Below are 17738 nucleotides of genomic sequence, written 5' to 3'. Positions count from 1 at the left end.
GTCCTACTTCTCCCCCCCCATCCACTACCGTTTCACCCCTAGTTGTGGCAGCGATCGCTGTCGGGGTCTTCGGTTTGCTGGCTGCGATCGCTTGGCAATTCCTGAGTCGTCATCCCGCTCCCAATCCATCGATTTCTCCCGCACCCGTCACCAGTCCGAGTCCCACGACCAGGACGACACCTTCCGCACCCGTCACCGGTCCGAGTCCCACGACCGGGACGACACCTTCCGCACCCGTCACCAGTCCGAGTCCCCCCAATGCTTCCCCTAACTAGGGTTGGCTGAAAAAGTTGTTCATGGGGTGTGGGGTGTGGGGTTTTACCTGAAGATTAATCGGCTTGTCGGGGGTTGCCTGAGCGAGTTAAGATAAAATGCCCGATTAACTGCCGAGTCTATCATATATGGTTGATGCTGCGACGTTCCCCTCCGACACCTCCGCGATCATTGATGCCTTTGAAACGCCTCTAGAGTTTAACTTTCAACTGCCGGATCCCGAAGATGAAACCATCCAAGATCATGATTTTCAGCAGCAACTGGATTCTTTTTGGAAAGTCTGCGATCGCTTTGATTTGCAAACGGAAATCTGGCGGGGGCGAATTTTGCGAGCTATTCGCGACCGGGAGAAGCAAGGCGGTGATAGTAGGGGTACGGGCTTTTTAAACTGGTTAAAACAGCGAGAAATCACTAAAAGTCAAGCTTATGCTCTGATTCAATTGGCTAATAGTGCCGATACTCTCCTAGCAGAAGGACAACTAGATCCCGATAGTATCAATAATTTTAGTAAACGGGCCTTCGTAGAAACAGCCAAATCTGCCCCCGAAATTCAAAAATTAGTCAGTGATGCAGCCCGACAAGGGGAGAGAATTACCCGTCGGGAGGTGAAGCAATTGGCCGATGAATGGACGGCGATGAGTTCAGATTTACTACCCGATGAAGTGAAGGAAAAAGCCAGCGATGGTAGTTTACCGGCGCGTCATCTCGCCCCCCTAGTGAAAGAATTAGAAAAGTTACCCGATACCCATATCGACACTCTCCGTCAAGAAATCGCCGCTAATCCCGATGTAGATACGGTAAAACTAATCACCTCGGAAGCACGCAGTTTGGCCAAATATCTCGATGCGGCGGCCCAAGTGCAAACTCTCCGACGGGGTAATTTAGATATTGAAATGGCTCTAGAAGAAGCTTTGCGCGTCGATTGTCTAAATACGGCGGCGGATCTGGTTAAACAAGCCACACAATTAGAGCAAGCCGTAGCTAAACTTTATACTACTTGGAAACGTTTGGGTAGTTTGTCCGATCGCCTCTATGTGGATACGGGAGCAAGTAATCCCCATCTGCGATCGATGTTAACCTGTTTGGAAAGTTTAACCAGTGAAGTGATCGAAGTAGAACTGGATGAGGGTGGGCAAAAAATGGTGCGTTTACGCATTATCAGCGATGGGGGAAGTTAGAGGGGAATTATGAATTATGAATTATGAATTATGAATTGGGAGCATCTCACCTTTGTAACCCCTAAATCAGGTTTTTATGTCAAGCTATTTTGAAAGCCTTGCTAGAAAACAGTTTTAGAGATAAGTATAATTACTCACTTGCATCAATGAGATGCTCCTTATCAATTGGCAAGTGGGGAGACTTTTCAGTTATCAGTGAGCAGTAATTAGTAATCAGTGGTAAGTAGGGAGTAGGGAGCAGGGAGCAAAAAGCTGACGGCTGACGGCTGATAGCTGATGGCTTGCTGCTATAATTTCTGAATATCGTCAACTTTTATGAAAACTTATTAACAGATACTTGACTTTATGCTAAAAATCAAGGAAAAAAAACCAATAATTAGCATCGGTTCCATAACTGCGGCGATCTTGCTCAGTTTAACCCTAATTCCTGCCGCTATGGCCAAGGATGTGCTTCTGAGAGTGGGCATTGTCCAACGTTTTGGCGATGAAGCCAAGGAAAAATTAACCCTGAGCAGTACCAGTGGTGATAATCTCACCCTCCGCATGGTGGGAGAAGATGGCCAATCCCAAACCCTGCAAACCAATCGCCTACAATTAGAAGTTATTCCCCGTCCCCTCGCTTCTCCCATCCTCCAAGAAAAAGTCATTTTAAGCGACCACGCCACCTTTGAAACCGCCGAAAATAGTGCCAAAAATTGGGCAAAAATGGGCATTAAAGTGGAAATTACCCAACCCGGACGCTGGCAGGTTTGGGCAAAGCGAGAAGTTTATGAAAATCCCCTAGTGCGACGTTGGTTGCTGACCAGTTTGCAAGCCAAAGGCCACAATCAACCCTATATTAATAGTGTTTTACTCAAAGAAAAGCCGCAAGTTTCTTTCCAGATCAATGGGGTGCGCTATTTTCCCAAAGAATTGGAAATCGAGAGCCAAAAAAACCTGATTCAAGTCACCCATAGCCCCGATCAGGTACGTTTGTACGGGGGAACCATGCGACTACAGCCCAACGCCTACGGCACTTTTACCCTAGTTAATAACGTTCCCCTCGAAACCTACCTGCGCGGGGTTGTACCCCACGAAATCGGTCATGATGCCCCAGAAAGTGCCACCCAGGCGCAAACTATTATCGCCCGTACCTACGCCCTCCGCAATCTCCGCCGTTTTCAAGCCGATAATTACGAACTCTGTGCCGATACCCATTGTCAAGTTTATTATGGATTGACGGGAACTAATCCCCGGGCTGATCAAGCGATCGCAGCTACCCAAGGACTGGTTTTAACCTACCAAAATGAGTTAGTGGATGCCCTTTATTCCTCCACCACCGGCGGAGTAACTGCCCTCTTTAGTGATGTGTGGGATGGGGAAGAAAGACCTTATCTCCGGGCAGTGGTGGACTCCCCTAATCGAGTCTGGGATCTGTCGAAACAATCCCTCGCTAATGAGACAACTTTTCGCCAGTTTATTAATCTTAAAGATGGTTTTAATGAGACGGGACGACGGGTTTTTCGCTGGCAAAAACAAGCTTCTTTAGCCGATTTGAGTCAAGACCTAGAAACCTATCTAACACGGCGAAAACATCCCCTCGCCGACTTCCAGAAAATCCAATGGATGGAAGTAACTAAGCGCTCTCCTTCCGGTCGGATTCTGACTATGACCATTCAAACCGATAAGGGGATTTTGGAACTCTATAAAAATGAGGTGCGTAGTGCTTTGGGACCGCCTCGCAGTACCCTATTCTACATCGATCCTATCTACGATACCAATCGACAAATCCAGGGTTATAACTTTATTGGTGGCGGTTTCGGCCACGGGGTAGGATTAAGTCAATTTGGTTCCTATAATTTAGCCCGTTTGGGTTGGTCTCCTGAGCAAATTCTGGCTTTCTATTATCCCGGCACCACCATCCAACCTCTCAATAATTCGATTATCTTTTGGCGAGGAAATTAATCAGTTATCAGTTATCAGTCATCAGTTATCAGTTATCAGTTATCAGTTATCAGTTTCTGAAGGCAAGAGGCAATAGGCAAAAGGCAAGAGAAAGCCTCTGACAATTCTCCTACCTAAAAAGAGGATTAGAAACTAAGTAAATCAAATGTTTGACTAAAATTTACCGAAATTTTGGGTTAAAGCCCCGTCCTTTTAGGACGGCTTTTTAAACTATAGCTTGTTAACTTAACTTTTATTGTGCTATACTGATTTTATCTAAGTAACCCGTGCGTAAAATGTTTGTCTTAGAGTTTAAAGTTAAAGCTAAAACTCAACAGTATCAAGCCATAGACGATGCTATTCGTACTGCTCAATTCATCCGTAACAAATGTGTAAGGTTATGGATGGATACAAAAGGTACGGGTAAGAACGATTTATACCGATATTCTAAAGAATTAGCTCAGGACTTTAAATTTGCCGATGAACTTAATTCAACTGCTAGACAGGCAAGTGCTGAACGTGCTTGGAGTTCAATTAGTCGTTTTTACGACAACTGTAAACGTAAAGTATCAGGCAAAAAGGGGTATCCTCAATTTAAAAAATCTCGCTCTGTTGAATACAAACAATCAGGATGGAAGCTTCTTAGCCCTAAAACTGTTAAGTTCACTGACAAGAAAAACATTGGTGTTCTTAAGTTGGTAGGAACTTGGGATTTAGGGTACTTTCAAGAATCCGATATTAAACGGGTTAGGTTGATTCGGAGAGCGGACGGTTATTATTGTCAATTTGTCCTTTCTTGTGACGTTAAAGAAGATGTTAAACCATCAGGTAAGTGTATTGGTTTAGATGTAGGTTTGGCTTCTTTCTATACAGATCACAATGGCAACAAGGTTGATAATCCTCAATTCTTGAGAAAGTCTGAGAAACGATTAAAACGACTTCAAAGGCGATTATCTAAAAAGAAAAAGGGAAGTAAAAATCGTCAAAAAGCTAGACAAAAATTAGCTAAAGCTCACCTTAAAGTAAGTAGGCAACGTAAAGACTTTGCTGTGAAATTAGCAAGGTGCGTAGTTCACTCTAATGATGTGATAGCCTACGAGGATTTAAGAGTTAAGAACTTAGTCAAGAATCATTGTCTAGCTAAATCGATAAATGATGCGGCCTGGTATCAGTTTCGGGAATGGATAGAGTATTTTGGGGTTAAATTCGGCAAGATAACGATTGCTGTCTCACCGAATTATACAAGCCAAAACTGTTCAAACTGTGGTGAAACTGTCAAAAAATCTTTATCGACTAGAACCCATCAGTGCAAATGTGGATGTGTTTTGGATAGGGATGAAAACGCCGCAATCAACATCCTTAAAAGGGGACTAAGTACGGTAGGGCATCAAGGGGATTGGTTGAGAGAAGCGACTAGCGAGCAGAATTGAATAAACTCCTGTTTACTCATTCCATTTTTTGCTAGATTCGCTCTATCTGACACCCACTCAAGATTCGTCAACTCTTTAGCAAGGTCTGGTCTATTCTTCTTAGATTCGATGTGGTCAATATGCGTGTTTACTCCCAAAACCAGTTTTTCGCCTGTGTAAGGACAGTAAGGATGATCGTGGAATTTGGATTTCAAAATCGCTACGGTTTCTTTATCGCATTTGCCGATAGCGCACTTGACCGCATTTTGTATGTAATGATCTTCGCAAAGTTGATTGCTGTTAAGAAGTCTTGGTCTAATGCAAAAACGGCAAAGACCTTTTTCGATACGATTTCTTTTTTCTTGAGCCTGATTTTTTCCCATACCAATATTATAGCGTACGCTATTAATAACGTACGCTTGTTGGGTACGGCAGGGCGTGTCGGAACCTTTGGGCTCGATCCAATAAACGCTTGGGGAGAGAATACCTCTACTTTTTCAGAAGCAATTCTGTCTAAGCAAGTAATCTCTGTGAACCAAGAATCCCCGTCTCTTTAGAGCGGGGAGTGTCAAATCGGTAAACGCTGAATATCTCGGTTAGAACCAATCACCACCATTGCTAAATCCTTGTGTAATCTTTCTTGGGGATTGGGGTTAATCTTGAATTTTTCCGCATTACCGACAGCGACAATATTTAACCCATAACGATTACGAATTTCTAACTCTGCTAGGGTTTTACCGTGAAAAGCTTCCGGGACTTTTAACTCGACAATACTATGTTCGGGATCGAGATCAAATCGTTCTAAAATTGATGGTCTAGTTAAACGGTGCGCTAACTCACAACCAGCATCGTATTCGGGAAAAACTACTAAATCTGCACCAACTTTTTTGAGTAATTTTCCATGGATTTCTGTGGAGGCTTTAGCGGCGACAAAATTAACCCCCGCTTCCTTACAATTGAGAGTAGTAATGATACTTTCTTCCACGTATTTACCAATAGCGACAATCACCGTATCGGTTTCAAAAATTCCCGCTTCTCGCAGAGCGTTAGGTTTGGTAGAATCAAGCTCGATCGCATTATCTACTATCCGATCAGATAACGCTTGTGCTACTAATCCTTCATCAATATCTGTCGCTACCACTTGATAACCTTGTTTGCGTAAGGTTTCACAAACAGCGCGCCCAAATCTGCCTAATCCGATGACGGCAAATTGGCGATTTTGGGGACGCATACTACTAAAAAATTTAATTGATTGCATAATTTTAAGTTAAACTGTTACGCATTTAAAATGCTAGTGTCAATAAGTTCCAGTAACTGATAACTGATATTAATTATCCCACTAAAAGGTTTTCTTCGGGGTAATTAATGACTGTTGGTTTCGGATCGCCGATAATAGCCGCTATTAAAAGTATAACTCCCACCCGTCCAAGATACATCATAAAAACGATAATTAACTTAGAGATTGGTGATAAAGCGGCAGTTATCCCCATAGATAAACCAACAGTTCCAAAGGCAGAAACTACCTCAAAAAACAGTTGAATCATTTTAAAATCTGTCTCCACAAATGAGATAGCTAGGGTGGAGATAATAATCGCTATAACCGAACCAAAAACCACCGCCATTGACTTTAAAATTAACGGCATGGGAATGCGTCTTTGATAAAGAGTCACTTCTTCATGTCCCCGTAAAACCGAGCGGGTACAGTTATATAAAATCCTAAAAGTTGTGGTTTTAATACCTCCCCCTGTACCGCTAGGACTGGCTCCTATAAACATCAAAGCCATGGTAATTAACAAACCTTCTACGGAAATTTTACCAATATCAATGGTATTAAATCCTGCTGTTCTCGATGTTACCGATTGGAACCAAGCAGCCAGCAATTTATCTTTAATTGATAAATTAGCCAAAGTGTCACCATTTCCCTGTTCAGTAAGTAAAAAAGCCAAGGTTCCTATCACTAATAAAAATATGGTTGTGCTGATAGCAACTTTGTAGTTAAGAGAAAAAACAAAGCCTTTTCGTTTATATTGAAAGCGGTAAATAAACCAAGTGTAAAACTCGATAATTACCTGATAACCGATACCTCCAAAAATGATCAACCCTGTGATAGATAGGTTAATAATAATTGAAGACTGATAGGACATCAAATTATCTTTAAACAAGCCAAAACCCGCATTATTCCAAGCACTAATACTATGAAATAAAGACAACCACACCGCATATCTAAAATCATACTTTTGGGCGAAGACAGTTAACATAACCAAAGTTGCTGTTAACTCAAAAACTAAAGTAGTAGCAATCACTGATTTCATTAAACTTTGACTACCTTGTAGGAAAGGTCGATCGAAGGATTCTTGAATCGCTAACTTCTGTCTCAGGTCAAATTTTCGCCCAACTAATAACATTAAAAAAGTGGTAGTGGTCATATATCCTAGTCCACCCACTTGAATTAATAAAGCAATAAATAATTGACCCCAAAAAGAAAAATAAGTACCCGTATCTACCACTGCTAAACCCGTGACACAGACAGCAGAAGTGGAGGTAAAGATGGCAACAATTGGGTCATTCCAAGTGCCGCTAGTGGTAGAAACAGGCAACATCAACAGGGAAGTGCCCGCTAAAATTACCGCAATAAATCCCAAGCAAATTGTCCGGGCAATTGTCATATAAATTCCTTAGTGAAAGTAGCTAAGAGAAGATTGTTTTTGGGCTAACACTTCTTGATAAACTAACTGTAAGCGATCAATATTTTTGCTGAGAGTGTAAGAGTCTAAAACTCTTTGACGGGCTTTTTGACCTAAAATTGTGGTTAATTCGGGATGATCTCGTAATACAGGCAAGAGAGTTTTTAATTGGGTAATTAGTCCTTTAGTATCTAGGACTATTCCCGCACCTTTTAACACTTCCCCATCGGCACCCACATCCGTAGCCAGACAAGCAACACCGCAGGCCATCGCTTCCAAAAGGGAAATCGATAAACCTTCCACTAAAGAGGGTAAAATAAAGCCGTCAACCCCGCGCAAAATTTCAATTCGTTTATTTTCATCGCCGATAAAACCTAACCAGATAATACCATCTTCTTCCCCATAAAAAGGTTTAAGGGAAGGAGTCAACGGACCATCGCCAACAATGAGCAGTTTGCATCTACCCCCTAAATTGGTTTTTTTCCAAGCTTTCAATAAAGATTCTACATTTTTCTCCGGCATGATCCGACCGAGATAAATAAATAAACAATCGGCATTGTATTGAGCTTTAATATTCGATGGTCCTGGACAATACTTATTAATATCAACCCCATTGGGAATAATTGCTAATTTTTCTTCGGGAACTCCCAATTTAACTAAAAAATCCCGTTGAGAGGTGGAAAAAATAATTACTTTATCGTAATTAGCCAAAAAAGGGGCGTGTAGTTGGTAGGTTAATAATTGGGTACTGGAGATGATATTGCGAATTTTACTATCAAAAGCCGGGTGAAAAGTCGCCACCAGAGGCAAATCTAAAGACTCACAAATTTCCGGTAGTAGAAAATCGAGGGGAGACAGGGGTAAGGACGCATGAACTAGATCGGGTTTCAGTTCCCTGAGTTTATCCTGTAGAACCCGACTCGATTTCAGGGTGGGAATAGTATAGACTTGGGAACTATAGAGACGTGGCAGGGTGATTTCGTCGTAAAAGTCGGGCCAATCGCTTACGGTGGGTTTTTCAGAAGAAAAATGGAGAAAACTGACTTGATAATCTCGATCGAGCAGGGAATTAGTCACTTCTCGCCCATAGGTAACGTTACCGCAAAAAGGAGATTTTTTTCCTAACCAGGCAATGTGCATTCAGATTCTCTTAAGAAAAAGTTAATTTAGCCAAGTATCAGCTTACTAAATTAACCGTAAAATTAAAAGCTAATAGAGTACCTCAGCAAAATTAATTACCCATCTAAGTCCTCAGCTAAAAATTGACCTTGGCAAGAGCGCCTATTTGATAGTTAAAACTCTCGGCTTTTTACTGATTGGCCGAGGACTTGCGACGACGACAGCGTTCTGAACAGTATTTTACCTCATGCCAACAGTTTTGCCACTTTTTGCGCCAAGTAAAGGATAAACCGCAAACGGGACAAATTTTACTGGGAAGATCGGACTTCGAGGGCTGACGTGCCATGATTAAAATTAAAAAGTCAAAAACTGCGCCTTATCTATGAGTGTAGATGAAAATAATCCGAGTTCCCCACTCGATCGCCTGAGAATTATTTTAGTTGAACCAGCCGGAGCCTTAAATGTGGGTTCCACTGCCAGAATTATGCGGAATATGGGCTTAAGTCGCTTAATTATCGTCAATCCCGCCTGTGATATCCTTGCAGAAGAAGCGCGACGCATGGCAGTACACGGAATTGAAGTCCTAGAAAACTGTTCACAGGTAGCCACCCTTCCGGAAGCTTTGCAGGGTTGTCATCGCATCATTGCCACCACCTCGAAACCCCGTCACCTGAATACTCCCCTTGAAACACCCCGGACCGCCTTACCCTGGTTACTCACCCCTAACCTAGAATCGGCCCTAATTTTCGGGCCAGAAGACCGGGGTTTAAGTAACAGCGAACTGAACCACGCCCAGCGTTTTGTCGGTATTCCCGCTAATCCTCAATATTCCTCCCTCAATCTCGCCCAAGCGGTGGCGGTTTGCTCCTACGAACTGTACCAAATGGCGACGGAAAATAGGCTCGAACCCCCAGTAGAAATGCTCCCTAGTGCCACTTTTGAGGCTCTAGAAGGCTATTATCAGCACTTAGAGAGCTTTTTGCTCAAAATTGGCTATCTTTACCCCCACACCGCCGCCGCTAGGATGGAGAAATTCCGGCAATTTTATCATCGGGCCCGGCCCACGGTGGAGGAATTAGCTCTGCTGCGGGGCATTATCGGTCATATTGAAAGTATCGGGCAACTTTTTCTCGGTCTTGATAGTCTCAAGGGCAAGAAAAAAAATTCTCCTAGCGATCGATAATAAATCTGGATACCCTTGAGGAAAACCGTGACTCGTCAAGTAACTCGTCGTCCTACTAAAGTCCAATCTGGCCCTGGGTCCCCTAGGTCCCTGGACTCAAACAATAAGAAAAGGCCTGTACCGGTTAAAAAGTCGAAAAAACAACGTAAACCTAACCTAATTGCTTCTTTTCTCCTTCAGGTTCTTCGCTTCTCTATCCTTGGTGTCGGTTTAGGTGCGATCGCTGGTACGGTCTTAACGGTGGTGGATCCGAGCAAATTACCCCTACACCCAAAACCCACCGCTACTAATTCCCCGACTCCCAAACTCGTCACCCCAAAACCGACCACCTTAGTTTTAAACGAAAATCTCAGCAGTCTTAACCAGAAATTACAGGCTTTAGCGGTCAAATATCCGAAATTACAGGCAGGAGCATTATTTATTGACCTTGATAACGGTGCTTACGCTAATTTTCGCGGAGATACTGTTTTTGCTGCCGCTAGTACGATTAAAATCCCGATTCTGGTGGCCTTTTTTGAGGATGTGGACGCGGGAAAAATTCGTCTCGATGAAACCCTTGTGGCCACTAAGGATGTCTTGGCCAGTGGGTCTGGAGATATGCAGTATCTAGGAGTGAATAAAACCTATACTGCCCTAGAAACCGCCACTAAAATGAACGTAATTAGCGATAATACCGCTACTAATATGTTAATCAAGCGCATGGGCGGCAAAAAGGCTCTTAATCAGCGTTTTCAAGCTTGGGGTTTGACCAGTACGGTAATTAATAACCCTTTACCAGACTTGGAAGGAACCAATACCACAAGTCCGAGAGATTTGGTGACAATCTTAGGAAAAGTTAATCAAGGGGAATTACTCAGTTTACGTTCCCGCGATCGTCTATTGAATATTATGCAGGAAACGCGCACTCGCACCCTGCTGCCCCAAGGTATCGAGAAAGCCGCCGATATTGCCCATAAAACCGGTGATATTGGCTCGATGTTAGCGGATGCGGGTATTATTGATATGCCCAACGGGAAACGCTATCTAGGAGCAGTAATGGTGAAACGTCCCCACAATGATAGTAACGCTAGGACCCTGATTCAACAAATATCCCGCACGGCCTACCAACACTTTAAATGGTATCAAACTCAACCCGCAGCCAAACCGCAACCAGTCGCCCAGTCTTCTCCCTCTCCGAGTCCAGTCCTTAGTCCTAGTCCGGGTAATTAGCCCCTAGGTTAAATTATTGGCTAAAAGACGGGCCAATTGTTCGGCATTTGCCCGGGGGGAAAGACGAGGGAGGATTTTTTCCCCCGTGGCTAGTTTTTGACAGAGAACGGGGATTTCGTACTGATAAGCGTTAAACCAATCCTCTCGACTGGTAATGTCCCTAATTTCTAACTGCCACTCCGGTTGACGGATTTTTTCTAGTTTCTCTAGCAACCCTTCGCAAAGATGACAGTCCGGTTTACTGTATAAAATTAGTTCTATGGTAGTCATAAATATTTAAGCAGGTAGGTGTTAAAAGTTGTCAGATCCCCCCACCTATCGGCACCCCCCTTATTAAGGGGGGCAGGGGGGATCAGAGGCAAAATCTATCTTCAATTTAATTATAACTAATTACTTATGTTCATTACCTCCACGATTAGTCTCTCATCAACAATTCTACAAACTCCCACACCCACACCGACTTTAAATAATAATTTAGTTAATTCAGGTTCTCAAAATCTAGTCTATATCGGTGTGTTTCTTCTGGCAATTACCCTAGTCATGGTTATTGGTATTATCAATCAAAAAATTGAATACGCTCTCATTTTTGCTGCGACCCTCACTGTTATTTTAGTGGCTTTCTTCTGGTTTTTATAAGTCCTTCAACCAAGGGGATTGAGGTCATGGTATTCTGACTTACCCGACCGACTCCTAACACCCTATATACAAGCAAAACGATCGGACTTATAATATAATTGTATTGATTGTCCCTTGTTGCTAGAATCACCCCAAATTGACTCAATGGGTTTATAAACGATGACAACCCTAGATATTGCTACCGATATTGTCTGTCCTCCCACCGATTTATGGAGTGATGAACCACCCGTGGAAAGTGATCTGCATTTACAACAAATTATTTTATTATTATCTTGTCTTGATTGGCTCTGGCAAGATAGAAACGATTACTATGCCTCGGGCAATTTGACTATTTATTATAACGAAAGACAACTGAAACAGCGAGATTTTTGTGGACCAGATTTTTTCGTGGTTTTAGATACAGAGAAACGTCCCAGAAAAAGTTGGGTCGTCTGGGGAGAAGGGGGTAAATATCCCAATCTAATCATCGAAATTCTCTCCGATTCCACCGCTAATGTGGACAGAAAAGCCAAAAAGGAACTATATCAGCATACTTTCCGTACTCCTGAGTATTTTTGGTTTGATCCCAATACCTTAGAATGGCAAGGATTCACTTTAATTGAGGGACAATATCAACCGATTACCCCCAATGAAAACGGTTATTTATGGAGTAAGCAACTGGGATTATATTTAGGGATTTTTGCCAATAAATTGCGCTATTTCACTGAATCAGGTGAATTGGTTCCCACCCCTCAAGAGTCGGCCCGACAGGAAAGATTAGCCAAAGAACAGGAAAGATTAGCCAAAGAAAGAGAACAACAACGGGCGGAAAAATTAGCCCAAAAGCTGCGAGAATTGGGCATTAATCCCGATGAAATTGCTTAAATATCCGGTTGGGGGTGTTAGGGTTGCCCAACTCACCCCGGCAGTCCAGCCATAAATACTTATGATTTCTCAGGGAATTATAACAATTATTAAATAATGTGTAGTTTTGTATACTGATGTCAAGAACTTAGCTACAATATCAAGTGGCGTAAGATATATAGAGATTAGCTAGTGAGTCGGCATCAAGACAGTCAAACTGACCGGAAACGAGAAGAAACACAGTTCACTCCTTACAGTGCAGAAGCGATCGCTCAACAATACCGTTACAAACCTTGGCAATTGTTCGGTCGCGCTTTCGTGATTACTTGGTCTTTAGGATTATTTCTCCTCAGTCTCCTCTGGGACAAATGGACAAAGCAAGAAGAAGCCAATAAATACAAGCGTGCCAGCGAACTTAGGCAAATTCTCACCCGTTTGGGTCCCACCTTCATCAAAGTCGGTCAAGCTCTCTCTACCCGCCCCGACCTCGTTCGCAAAGACTTTTTAGACGAATTAGTTAAACTGCAAGACCAACTTCCCCCCTTCGATAACGACATCGCTTTTGCCCTTATCGAGACAGAATTGGGGATGTCCGTAGAAAAAGCCTATCGAGAAATATCCCCCACCCCTGTGGCTGCCGCTAGTTTAGGACAGGTTTATAAAGCGATTCTACCCACCGGCGAAGAAGTAGCCGTTAAAGTGCAAAGACCGGGGCTGCGGGCGCTTTTAAGCCTCGATTTATACCTAATGCGCTGGGCTGCCCAAAAATTCGGTCGTTTATTACCCCTCAATCTCGGCCATGACCTCACCCTGATTGTCGATGAATTCGGCACCAAACTCTTTGAGGAAATCGACTATCAAAACGAAGGTCGCAACGCTGAAAAATTCGCCACCAACTTCCAAAATAACCCCGAAGTTAAAGTTCCCAGTATCTACTGGCGTTATAGTGGTCGCCGCGTCCTCACCCTGGAATGGATTGATGGCTATAAACTCACCGATACCGAGAATATCAAAGCTTTAGGATTAGACCCCAATAGTATCGTTAAAATCGGCGTAACCTCGGGATTACAGCAACTCCTCGAACACGGCTTTTTCCACGCTGATCCCCATCCGGGTAATCTTTTCGCCACTTTTGATGGTCGCATGGCCTATATCGATTTTGGCATGATGGACCAGTTAGAGGAGGAAACTAAAGAAACCCTCGCTAGTTGCGTCGTCGATTTAATTAACAAAGACTACGAAAACCTGGCCGCCAACTTTGTCAAACTGGGATTTTTAACCCCAGAAACCGATATAAAACCAATTATTCCGGCTCTAGAACGAGTTTTAGGCAATGCCATCGGTCAAAGGGTCGGTGACTTCAATTTCCGCACTATTACCGATGATTTCTCCGAATTGATGTACCAATATCCCTTCCGGATTCCCGCCAAATTCGCCCTGATTATTCGTTCCCTCGTCACCCAAGAAGGGGTGGCCCTTACCCTCGATCCTAACTTCAAAATTGTCCAAGTAGCCTATCCCTACGTTGCTAAACGTCTCCTGACCGGGGAATCGCCCCAACTGCGCCGGCGTTTACTGGATGTATTGTTCAAAAACGGTAAATTCCAGTGGCAACGCCTAGAAAACATGATTACAATGGCTCGATCGGAAAGTAACTTCGATTTACTGCCCACCGCGCAATTAGGCATCACTTTTCTTCTGTCGGAAGAAGGTCGTTATCTGCGTCGTCAATTACTATTAGCTTTAACGGAAGATGACCGTCTCCACACTGCCGAAGTGCAACGTCTCTGGGGTTTAATTCAAGGAGAATTGCAACCGCGGCGACTCTTGGATGTGGCCATGAGCGCTTTTCGGGAATTATCGTCCCAAGGTGTGGCCGCTGTCCTTCCGGGAGAAACCAGTTCGCGTTAAAGTGTTTAAGGTCATCATCGCTTAATCACTTTTTCTATGGATTATTATTTTCTGCCCCAACCGCCCTATTTTCTAGTTTTTGCCGGTTTATTTATCGGTATTACCTGCGGGGCTGCTTTTGAAGCTAGTCTCAAGCAAGTGGTTAACAATTGGTATAAAAATAAGGGTTCAGACGATCAAAATCTTTTAAAATCCAGTTCCTTACAAATTCCTTTTATTGGTATTTGTGTAGGAATCTGTCTTTTCCTGGCCTCGGGATTAGATATATTTATTCTCAATGGTTGGGTTGCCTACGCTATCTCTCTCCCCATGACTATCTTTATCGGTGGTTTGGTTTGGAGTCAGTTAGGGGAATTGTTAGGGCAATTACAGCGCGGCGGTTCTAAAGAAATTGACCTCGATTATCGGGGATAATTAGGAGGCAGCAAACATTTAGGACTAAGATAATAGGTGTTAGCAGATAGGAAAGATCAACTCCCCCACAACTAACACCAAAACCCTAGTTATACCCAATTTCCCAGCTATTTTGGCCCGCGATTTTAGATGCAAAAACCTTTAGCATGGCATTGGCGATCGCTTCCTCTGCATCAGCGCACTGGTTCCGAGGTTTTTGCCTGCTTATTCTCCCAAGATGCGATCGCTACTTTACTAGAAAGTCCCTATCCGGGTAATTCCCTCTCCCGTTACTCTCTTTGTGCTGGTTCCCCGCGTCAGCTTTGGACCCCCGCATTAGGGGAAATTTTGCCCTTTTTAAGCAGTTTACTCCCCCAAACCCGATGTGATCATCTTCCCGATCATCTTCCCTTCCATGGCGGTTGGTTGGGGTGGTTAGGCTACGATTTAGCTTGGGAGATAGAAAAATTACCGAACAGGAAAGCTGATACTCTCCCTTTTCCTGTCGCTTATTGGTATGAACCGGATAGTTTTGCCATTCTCGATCACCAAGCACAAATTCTCTGGTTAGCTGCCACTAAACCTGAAGATTTAGATAAATACGAACAATCTTTAACCACTAACCCTGATTTTGAGTTGATCGATCCCCATCCTTCTCCCTTAATCTTTTATACCTCTCAACTCGACTACGAAAAAGCTGTTAAAAAAGCCTTAGATTATATCAGAAAAGGCGATATTTTTCAAGCAAATTTATCCCTAAGATTTCAAAGCACAACTAGGGCAAAAGGATGGCAAATTTATCGCAGTTTACAACAGATTAACCCTTCTCCTTTTGCAAGTTATTGGCGCACCCCTTGGGGAGAAATGATTAGTTGTTCTCCCGAAAGATTGGTGAAATTAGAAAGGGGAATAGCCAGCACTAGACCGATCGCTGGAACCCGTCCCCGGGGTAAAACCGAGGCACTCGATCGACAATTAGCCGAGGAATTATTAACTAATAAAAAAGAGCGGGCCGAGCATATTATGCTAGTGGATCTAGAACGTAATGATCTGGGTAGAGTTTGTGAATGGGGATCGGTGGATGTGGATGAATTACTGACGATCGAGCGTTATAGTCATGTTATGCACTTGGTCAGTAATGTTCAAGGAAAATTAGATAAAAAGTATCATGCTATTGATTTAATTAAAGCTCTTTTCCCCGGGGGAACAATTACTGGTTGTCCGAAAGTTCGCTGTCTAGAAATTATCGAAGAATTGGAACCGATGCGACGCAATTTATTCTATGGTTCCTGTGGCTATATTGACCTACGGGGTCATTTAGATTTGAATATTCTCATCCGTACCCTATTAATGACTACTCAAGGGAATTTAAACACCGTTTGGGGACAAGTGGGAGCGGGAATAGTTGCCGATAGCGATCCCGAAAAAGAATGGTTAGAATCCCTTCATAAAGCTGAGGCACAATTAATCGCTTTACGTTCTTTTTAATGTTTGATTTCAACAAACTAACCTAAGTAGGTAGGCATTAAAAATTATCAGATGCCCCCCTTATTAAGGGGGGACTAAGGGGGGATCGGCACCCCCCTTATCAAGGGGGATCCCCCCGCCTTTGGCTTCCCCCCTTATCAAGGGGGACTAGGGGGGATCGAACCTAAAATCCATGTTTAATTTAATTATAACCAGCTACCTATTGTTGCATCTAAAACCGCCCTTTTTACTTTTTACCTTATCTGCTATTTTGTAGGATAGCTTCCGATCTTGAACCCTATTCATGAATCAAATTTCTATCGCTGTTACTTTTTTTCTTAGTTTAGTCTTGACCTCCCTTCCCTTTTTACTTTTGGGGACAGCCGTTTCCAGTTTTTTGCTGGTTTTCGTCAATAAACAGCGATTAGCGGCGATATTTCCCCGTAATCGAGTCTTAGGAGCGATCGTTGGCAGTGCCATCGGATTAATCCTACCCGTCGGACAATACGGCACGATTCCCGTCGCTAGAAGATTCTTATTAGAGGGAGTACCCCCAGGGGTGGTGTTTAGCTTTCTCACCGCTGCACCTACCCTAAATATCGTCACTCTTTGGCTAACTTGGCAGACTTTCAGCTATTCTAGTATTTTCTTCTATCGATCGCTTTCGGTCTGGTTAATGGCAATTGTTATCGGTACTCTCTTTAGTTTCTATCGGGAAAAACCCCGCACCGATAGCGAAATTCCCCTAGAATCGAGTTTAGTTCTTTCTGGTAGTTTTTTACCAGAGGAAGCAGCCAGTCAACCCCTACAAAGAGTCGGCAGTCTTGTTTATGAGTATAAAGCTAGAGATAGGCAAGCTTGGCCAATTTCTGTGCAGTTATTTCTCGATAACTTTATCGATGAAGCGCTGGAATTAGGGGGATTATTAATTATTGGCTGTGCGATCGCTAGTGTCTTTCAGCTATTATTACCTCAGAGTCAATTAATTGCCTGGGGGAATACTCCCGTTACTCAAATTCTTGTCCAGTTGTTCTTTGGTTTTACCCTCGCTGTTAATGCTAGTCTTAGCACTTTTGTCCCCGGTTCTTTAATTACTAATCTGTCCGTGGGTTCCACTCTAGCTTTTTTACTGGTCGCTTCCCTCATTGATATTAAAGCTTTTATCCTCCTCCTATCAGCTTTCCGTCCTAAAATCGTCCTTTATTTCGGAATTTTATGCCTGTTAATGACTTTTTTAGTGGCTCTGATCCTCAGTTTTTATCTAGGTTGAATTTCTTCCGGGTCAGAAAATTTTTCTCTTGACAAAAGCCTCTTGACATGATATTATATCCATAATGGAAAAGCCGTGCGCCTACGAACCCTCTTTTCCAACAGTCTTAACTATGATTGATGTGATTATTGGATTGACTATGATTGGTTCATTCAATCAATCTTCATCTCTAATCCACTCTTAACTAGCTCCCTAATCATAGTTCATCATTCAATCATCCCAATCATAGTCGATGATTGG

The 17738-nt window shown here is 43.1% G+C and carries 17 protein-coding genes and 1 pseudogene; 13 read left to right on the top strand and 5 right to left on the bottom strand.

All coding sequences use genetic code 11. The annotated features are described in order from the left end of the window. The 5 genes and pseudogenes from IQ234_RS02975 to IQ234_RS20940 all read left to right on the top strand — a co-directional run. A pseudogene (locus tag IQ234_RS02975) lies at positions 1–275 on the top strand (serine/threonine-protein phosphatase); the annotation flags it as partial. A 126-nt stretch (positions 276–401) separates the two neighbouring features. Further along, complete coding sequence (locus IQ234_RS02970; RefSeq protein WP_002765465.1) at positions 402–1451, top strand: hypothetical protein; 1050 nt, start codon at positions 402–404, stop codon at positions 1449–1451. Positions 1452–1796: 345 nt separating this feature from the next. Next, positions 1797–3395 carry a SpoIID/LytB domain-containing protein gene (locus IQ234_RS02965; protein WP_193955979.1) on the top strand — a complete coding sequence of 533 codons (1599 nt, stop codon included), beginning with the start codon at positions 1797–1799 and terminating at the stop codon, positions 3393–3395. A 275-nt stretch (positions 3396–3670) separates the two neighbouring features. Next, positions 3671–4804, top strand: coding sequence for an RNA-guided endonuclease InsQ/TnpB family protein (locus IQ234_RS02960; RefSeq protein WP_193955978.1), 1134 nt, complete (start codon positions 3671–3673; stop codon positions 4802–4804). A gap of 170 nt (positions 4805–4974) precedes the next feature. After that, the gene (locus tag IQ234_RS20940) at positions 4975–5340 is read left to right on the top strand and encodes a hypothetical protein (RefSeq protein ID WP_228008352.1); all 366 of its coding nucleotides are present in this window, start codon (positions 4975–4977) and stop codon (positions 5338–5340) included. An 11-nt stretch (positions 5341–5351) separates the two neighbouring features. Here IQ234_RS20940 and IQ234_RS02950 read toward each other — a convergent pair whose 3' ends face one another. The 4 genes from IQ234_RS02950 to IQ234_RS02935 all read right to left on the bottom strand — a co-directional run bounded on the left by IQ234_RS02950 (position 5352) and on the right by IQ234_RS02935 (position 8932). Then, positions 5352–6041 carry a potassium channel family protein gene (locus tag IQ234_RS02950; RefSeq protein WP_061432893.1) on the bottom strand — a complete coding sequence of 230 codons (690 nt, stop codon included), beginning with the start codon at positions 6039–6041 and terminating at the stop codon, positions 5352–5354. A gap of 73 nt (positions 6042–6114) precedes the next feature. After that, on the bottom strand, positions 6115–7449 hold the full coding sequence (locus tag IQ234_RS02945; protein ID WP_193955977.1) for a TrkH family potassium uptake protein: 1335 nt from the start codon (positions 7447–7449) through the stop codon (positions 6115–6117). A gap of 9 nt (positions 7450–7458) precedes the next feature. After that, positions 7459–8607, bottom strand: coding sequence for a glycosyltransferase family 4 protein (locus IQ234_RS02940; RefSeq protein WP_193955976.1), 1149 nt, complete (start codon positions 8605–8607; stop codon positions 7459–7461). 169 nt (positions 8608–8776) lie between these two features. Further along, the gene (locus IQ234_RS02935) at positions 8777–8932 is read right to left on the bottom strand and encodes a DUF2256 domain-containing protein (protein ID WP_002746413.1); all 156 of its coding nucleotides are present in this window, start codon (positions 8930–8932) and stop codon (positions 8777–8779) included. 36 nt (positions 8933–8968) lie between these two features. Here IQ234_RS02935 and IQ234_RS02930 point away from each other — a divergent pair, with 36 nt between their 5' ends. Both IQ234_RS02930 and IQ234_RS02925 read left to right on the top strand, forming a co-directional pair. After that, positions 8969–9769, top strand: coding sequence for an RNA methyltransferase (locus IQ234_RS02930; protein WP_193955975.1), 801 nt, complete (start codon positions 8969–8971; stop codon positions 9767–9769). A 27-nt stretch (positions 9770–9796) separates the two neighbouring features. Continuing rightward, complete coding sequence (locus tag IQ234_RS02925) at positions 9797–10978, top strand: serine hydrolase (RefSeq protein ID WP_193955974.1); 1182 nt, start codon at positions 9797–9799, stop codon at positions 10976–10978. Between the two features lie 3 nt (positions 10979–10981). On the opposite strand, the gene IQ234_RS02920 is transcribed toward IQ234_RS02925, so the two are convergent. Continuing rightward, positions 10982–11248, bottom strand: coding sequence for a glutaredoxin family protein (locus IQ234_RS02920; protein WP_002750529.1), 267 nt, complete (start codon positions 11246–11248; stop codon positions 10982–10984). 126 nt (positions 11249–11374) lie between these two features. Here IQ234_RS02920 and IQ234_RS02915 point away from each other — a divergent pair, with 126 nt between their 5' ends. The 6 genes from IQ234_RS02915 (at position 11375) to IQ234_RS02890 (ending at position 17498) form a co-directional block, all read left to right on the top strand. Beyond that, positions 11375–11614: a hypothetical protein gene (locus IQ234_RS02915; RefSeq protein ID WP_002750530.1), complete on the top strand. Its 240-nt coding sequence runs from the start codon at positions 11375–11377 to the stop codon at positions 11612–11614. A gap of 159 nt (positions 11615–11773) precedes the next feature. Beyond that, on the top strand, positions 11774–12478 hold the full coding sequence (locus IQ234_RS02910) for a Uma2 family endonuclease (RefSeq protein WP_002765478.1): 705 nt from the start codon (positions 11774–11776) through the stop codon (positions 12476–12478). Between the two features lie 171 nt (positions 12479–12649). Further along, positions 12650–14368: an ABC1 kinase family protein gene (locus IQ234_RS02905; RefSeq protein WP_193955973.1), complete on the top strand. Its 1719-nt coding sequence runs from the start codon at positions 12650–12652 to the stop codon at positions 14366–14368. 36 nt (positions 14369–14404) lie between these two features. Next, positions 14405–14782, top strand: coding sequence for a hypothetical protein (locus IQ234_RS02900; protein WP_002734118.1), 378 nt, complete (start codon positions 14405–14407; stop codon positions 14780–14782). A gap of 129 nt (positions 14783–14911) precedes the next feature. After that, entirely contained in the window at positions 14912–16249 is a 1338-nt protein-coding gene (locus tag IQ234_RS02895; RefSeq protein ID WP_193955972.1) for an anthranilate synthase component I, read from the top strand. Between the two features lie 283 nt (positions 16250–16532). Continuing rightward, entirely contained in the window at positions 16533–17498 is a 966-nt protein-coding gene (locus IQ234_RS02890) for a permease (protein WP_193955971.1), read from the top strand. Positions 17499–17738 lie beyond the last annotated feature (240 nt).

The organism is Microcystis aeruginosa LEGE 91341, from assembly GCF_015206885.1.
Taxonomy (GTDB): domain Bacteria; phylum Cyanobacteriota; class Cyanobacteriia; order Cyanobacteriales; family Microcystaceae; genus Microcystis; species Microcystis aeruginosa_H.
This window is presented reverse-complemented; position numbering and strand designations above follow the sequence as displayed.

What these genes read in the sequence shown, in the direction of transcription:
- IQ234_RS02950 (WP_061432893.1), bottom strand. Translation starts at nt 6,041, where the DNA reads ATGCAATCAATTAAATTTTTTAGTAGTATGCGTCCCCAAAATCGCCAA.
- IQ234_RS02965 (WP_193955979.1), top strand. Translation starts at nt 1,797, where the DNA reads ATGCTAAAAATCAAGGAAAAAAAACCAATAATTAGCATCGGTTCCATA.
- IQ234_RS20940 (WP_228008352.1), top strand. Translation starts at nt 4,975, where the DNA reads ATGATCGTGGAATTTGGATTTCAAAATCGCTACGGTTTCTTTATCGCA.
- IQ234_RS02890 (WP_193955971.1), top strand. Translation starts at nt 16,533, where the DNA reads ATGAATCAAATTTCTATCGCTGTTACTTTTTTTCTTAGTTTAGTCTTG.
- IQ234_RS02945 (WP_193955977.1), bottom strand. Translation starts at nt 7,449, where the DNA reads ATGACAATTGCCCGGACAATTTGCTTGGGATTTATTGCGGTAATTTTA.
- IQ234_RS02900 (WP_002734118.1), top strand. Translation starts at nt 14,405, where the DNA reads ATGGATTATTATTTTCTGCCCCAACCGCCCTATTTTCTAGTTTTTGCC.
- IQ234_RS02920 (WP_002750529.1), bottom strand. Translation starts at nt 11,248, where the DNA reads ATGACTACCATAGAACTAATTTTATACAGTAAACCGGACTGTCATCTT.
- IQ234_RS02895 (WP_193955972.1), top strand. Translation starts at nt 14,912, where the DNA reads ATGCAAAAACCTTTAGCATGGCATTGGCGATCGCTTCCTCTGCATCAG.
- IQ234_RS02935 (WP_002746413.1), bottom strand. Translation starts at nt 8,932, where the DNA reads ATGGCACGTCAGCCCTCGAAGTCCGATCTTCCCAGTAAAATTTGTCCC.
- IQ234_RS02940 (WP_193955976.1), bottom strand. Translation starts at nt 8,607, where the DNA reads ATGCACATTGCCTGGTTAGGAAAAAAATCTCCTTTTTGCGGTAACGTT.
- IQ234_RS02960 (WP_193955978.1), top strand. Translation starts at nt 3,671, where the DNA reads ATGTTTGTCTTAGAGTTTAAAGTTAAAGCTAAAACTCAACAGTATCAA.
- IQ234_RS02910 (WP_002765478.1), top strand. Translation starts at nt 11,774, where the DNA reads ATGACAACCCTAGATATTGCTACCGATATTGTCTGTCCTCCCACCGAT.
- IQ234_RS02915 (WP_002750530.1), top strand. Translation starts at nt 11,375, where the DNA reads ATGTTCATTACCTCCACGATTAGTCTCTCATCAACAATTCTACAAACT.
- IQ234_RS02970 (WP_002765465.1), top strand. Translation starts at nt 402, where the DNA reads ATGGTTGATGCTGCGACGTTCCCCTCCGACACCTCCGCGATCATTGAT.
- IQ234_RS02930 (WP_193955975.1), top strand. Translation starts at nt 8,969, where the DNA reads ATGAGTGTAGATGAAAATAATCCGAGTTCCCCACTCGATCGCCTGAGA.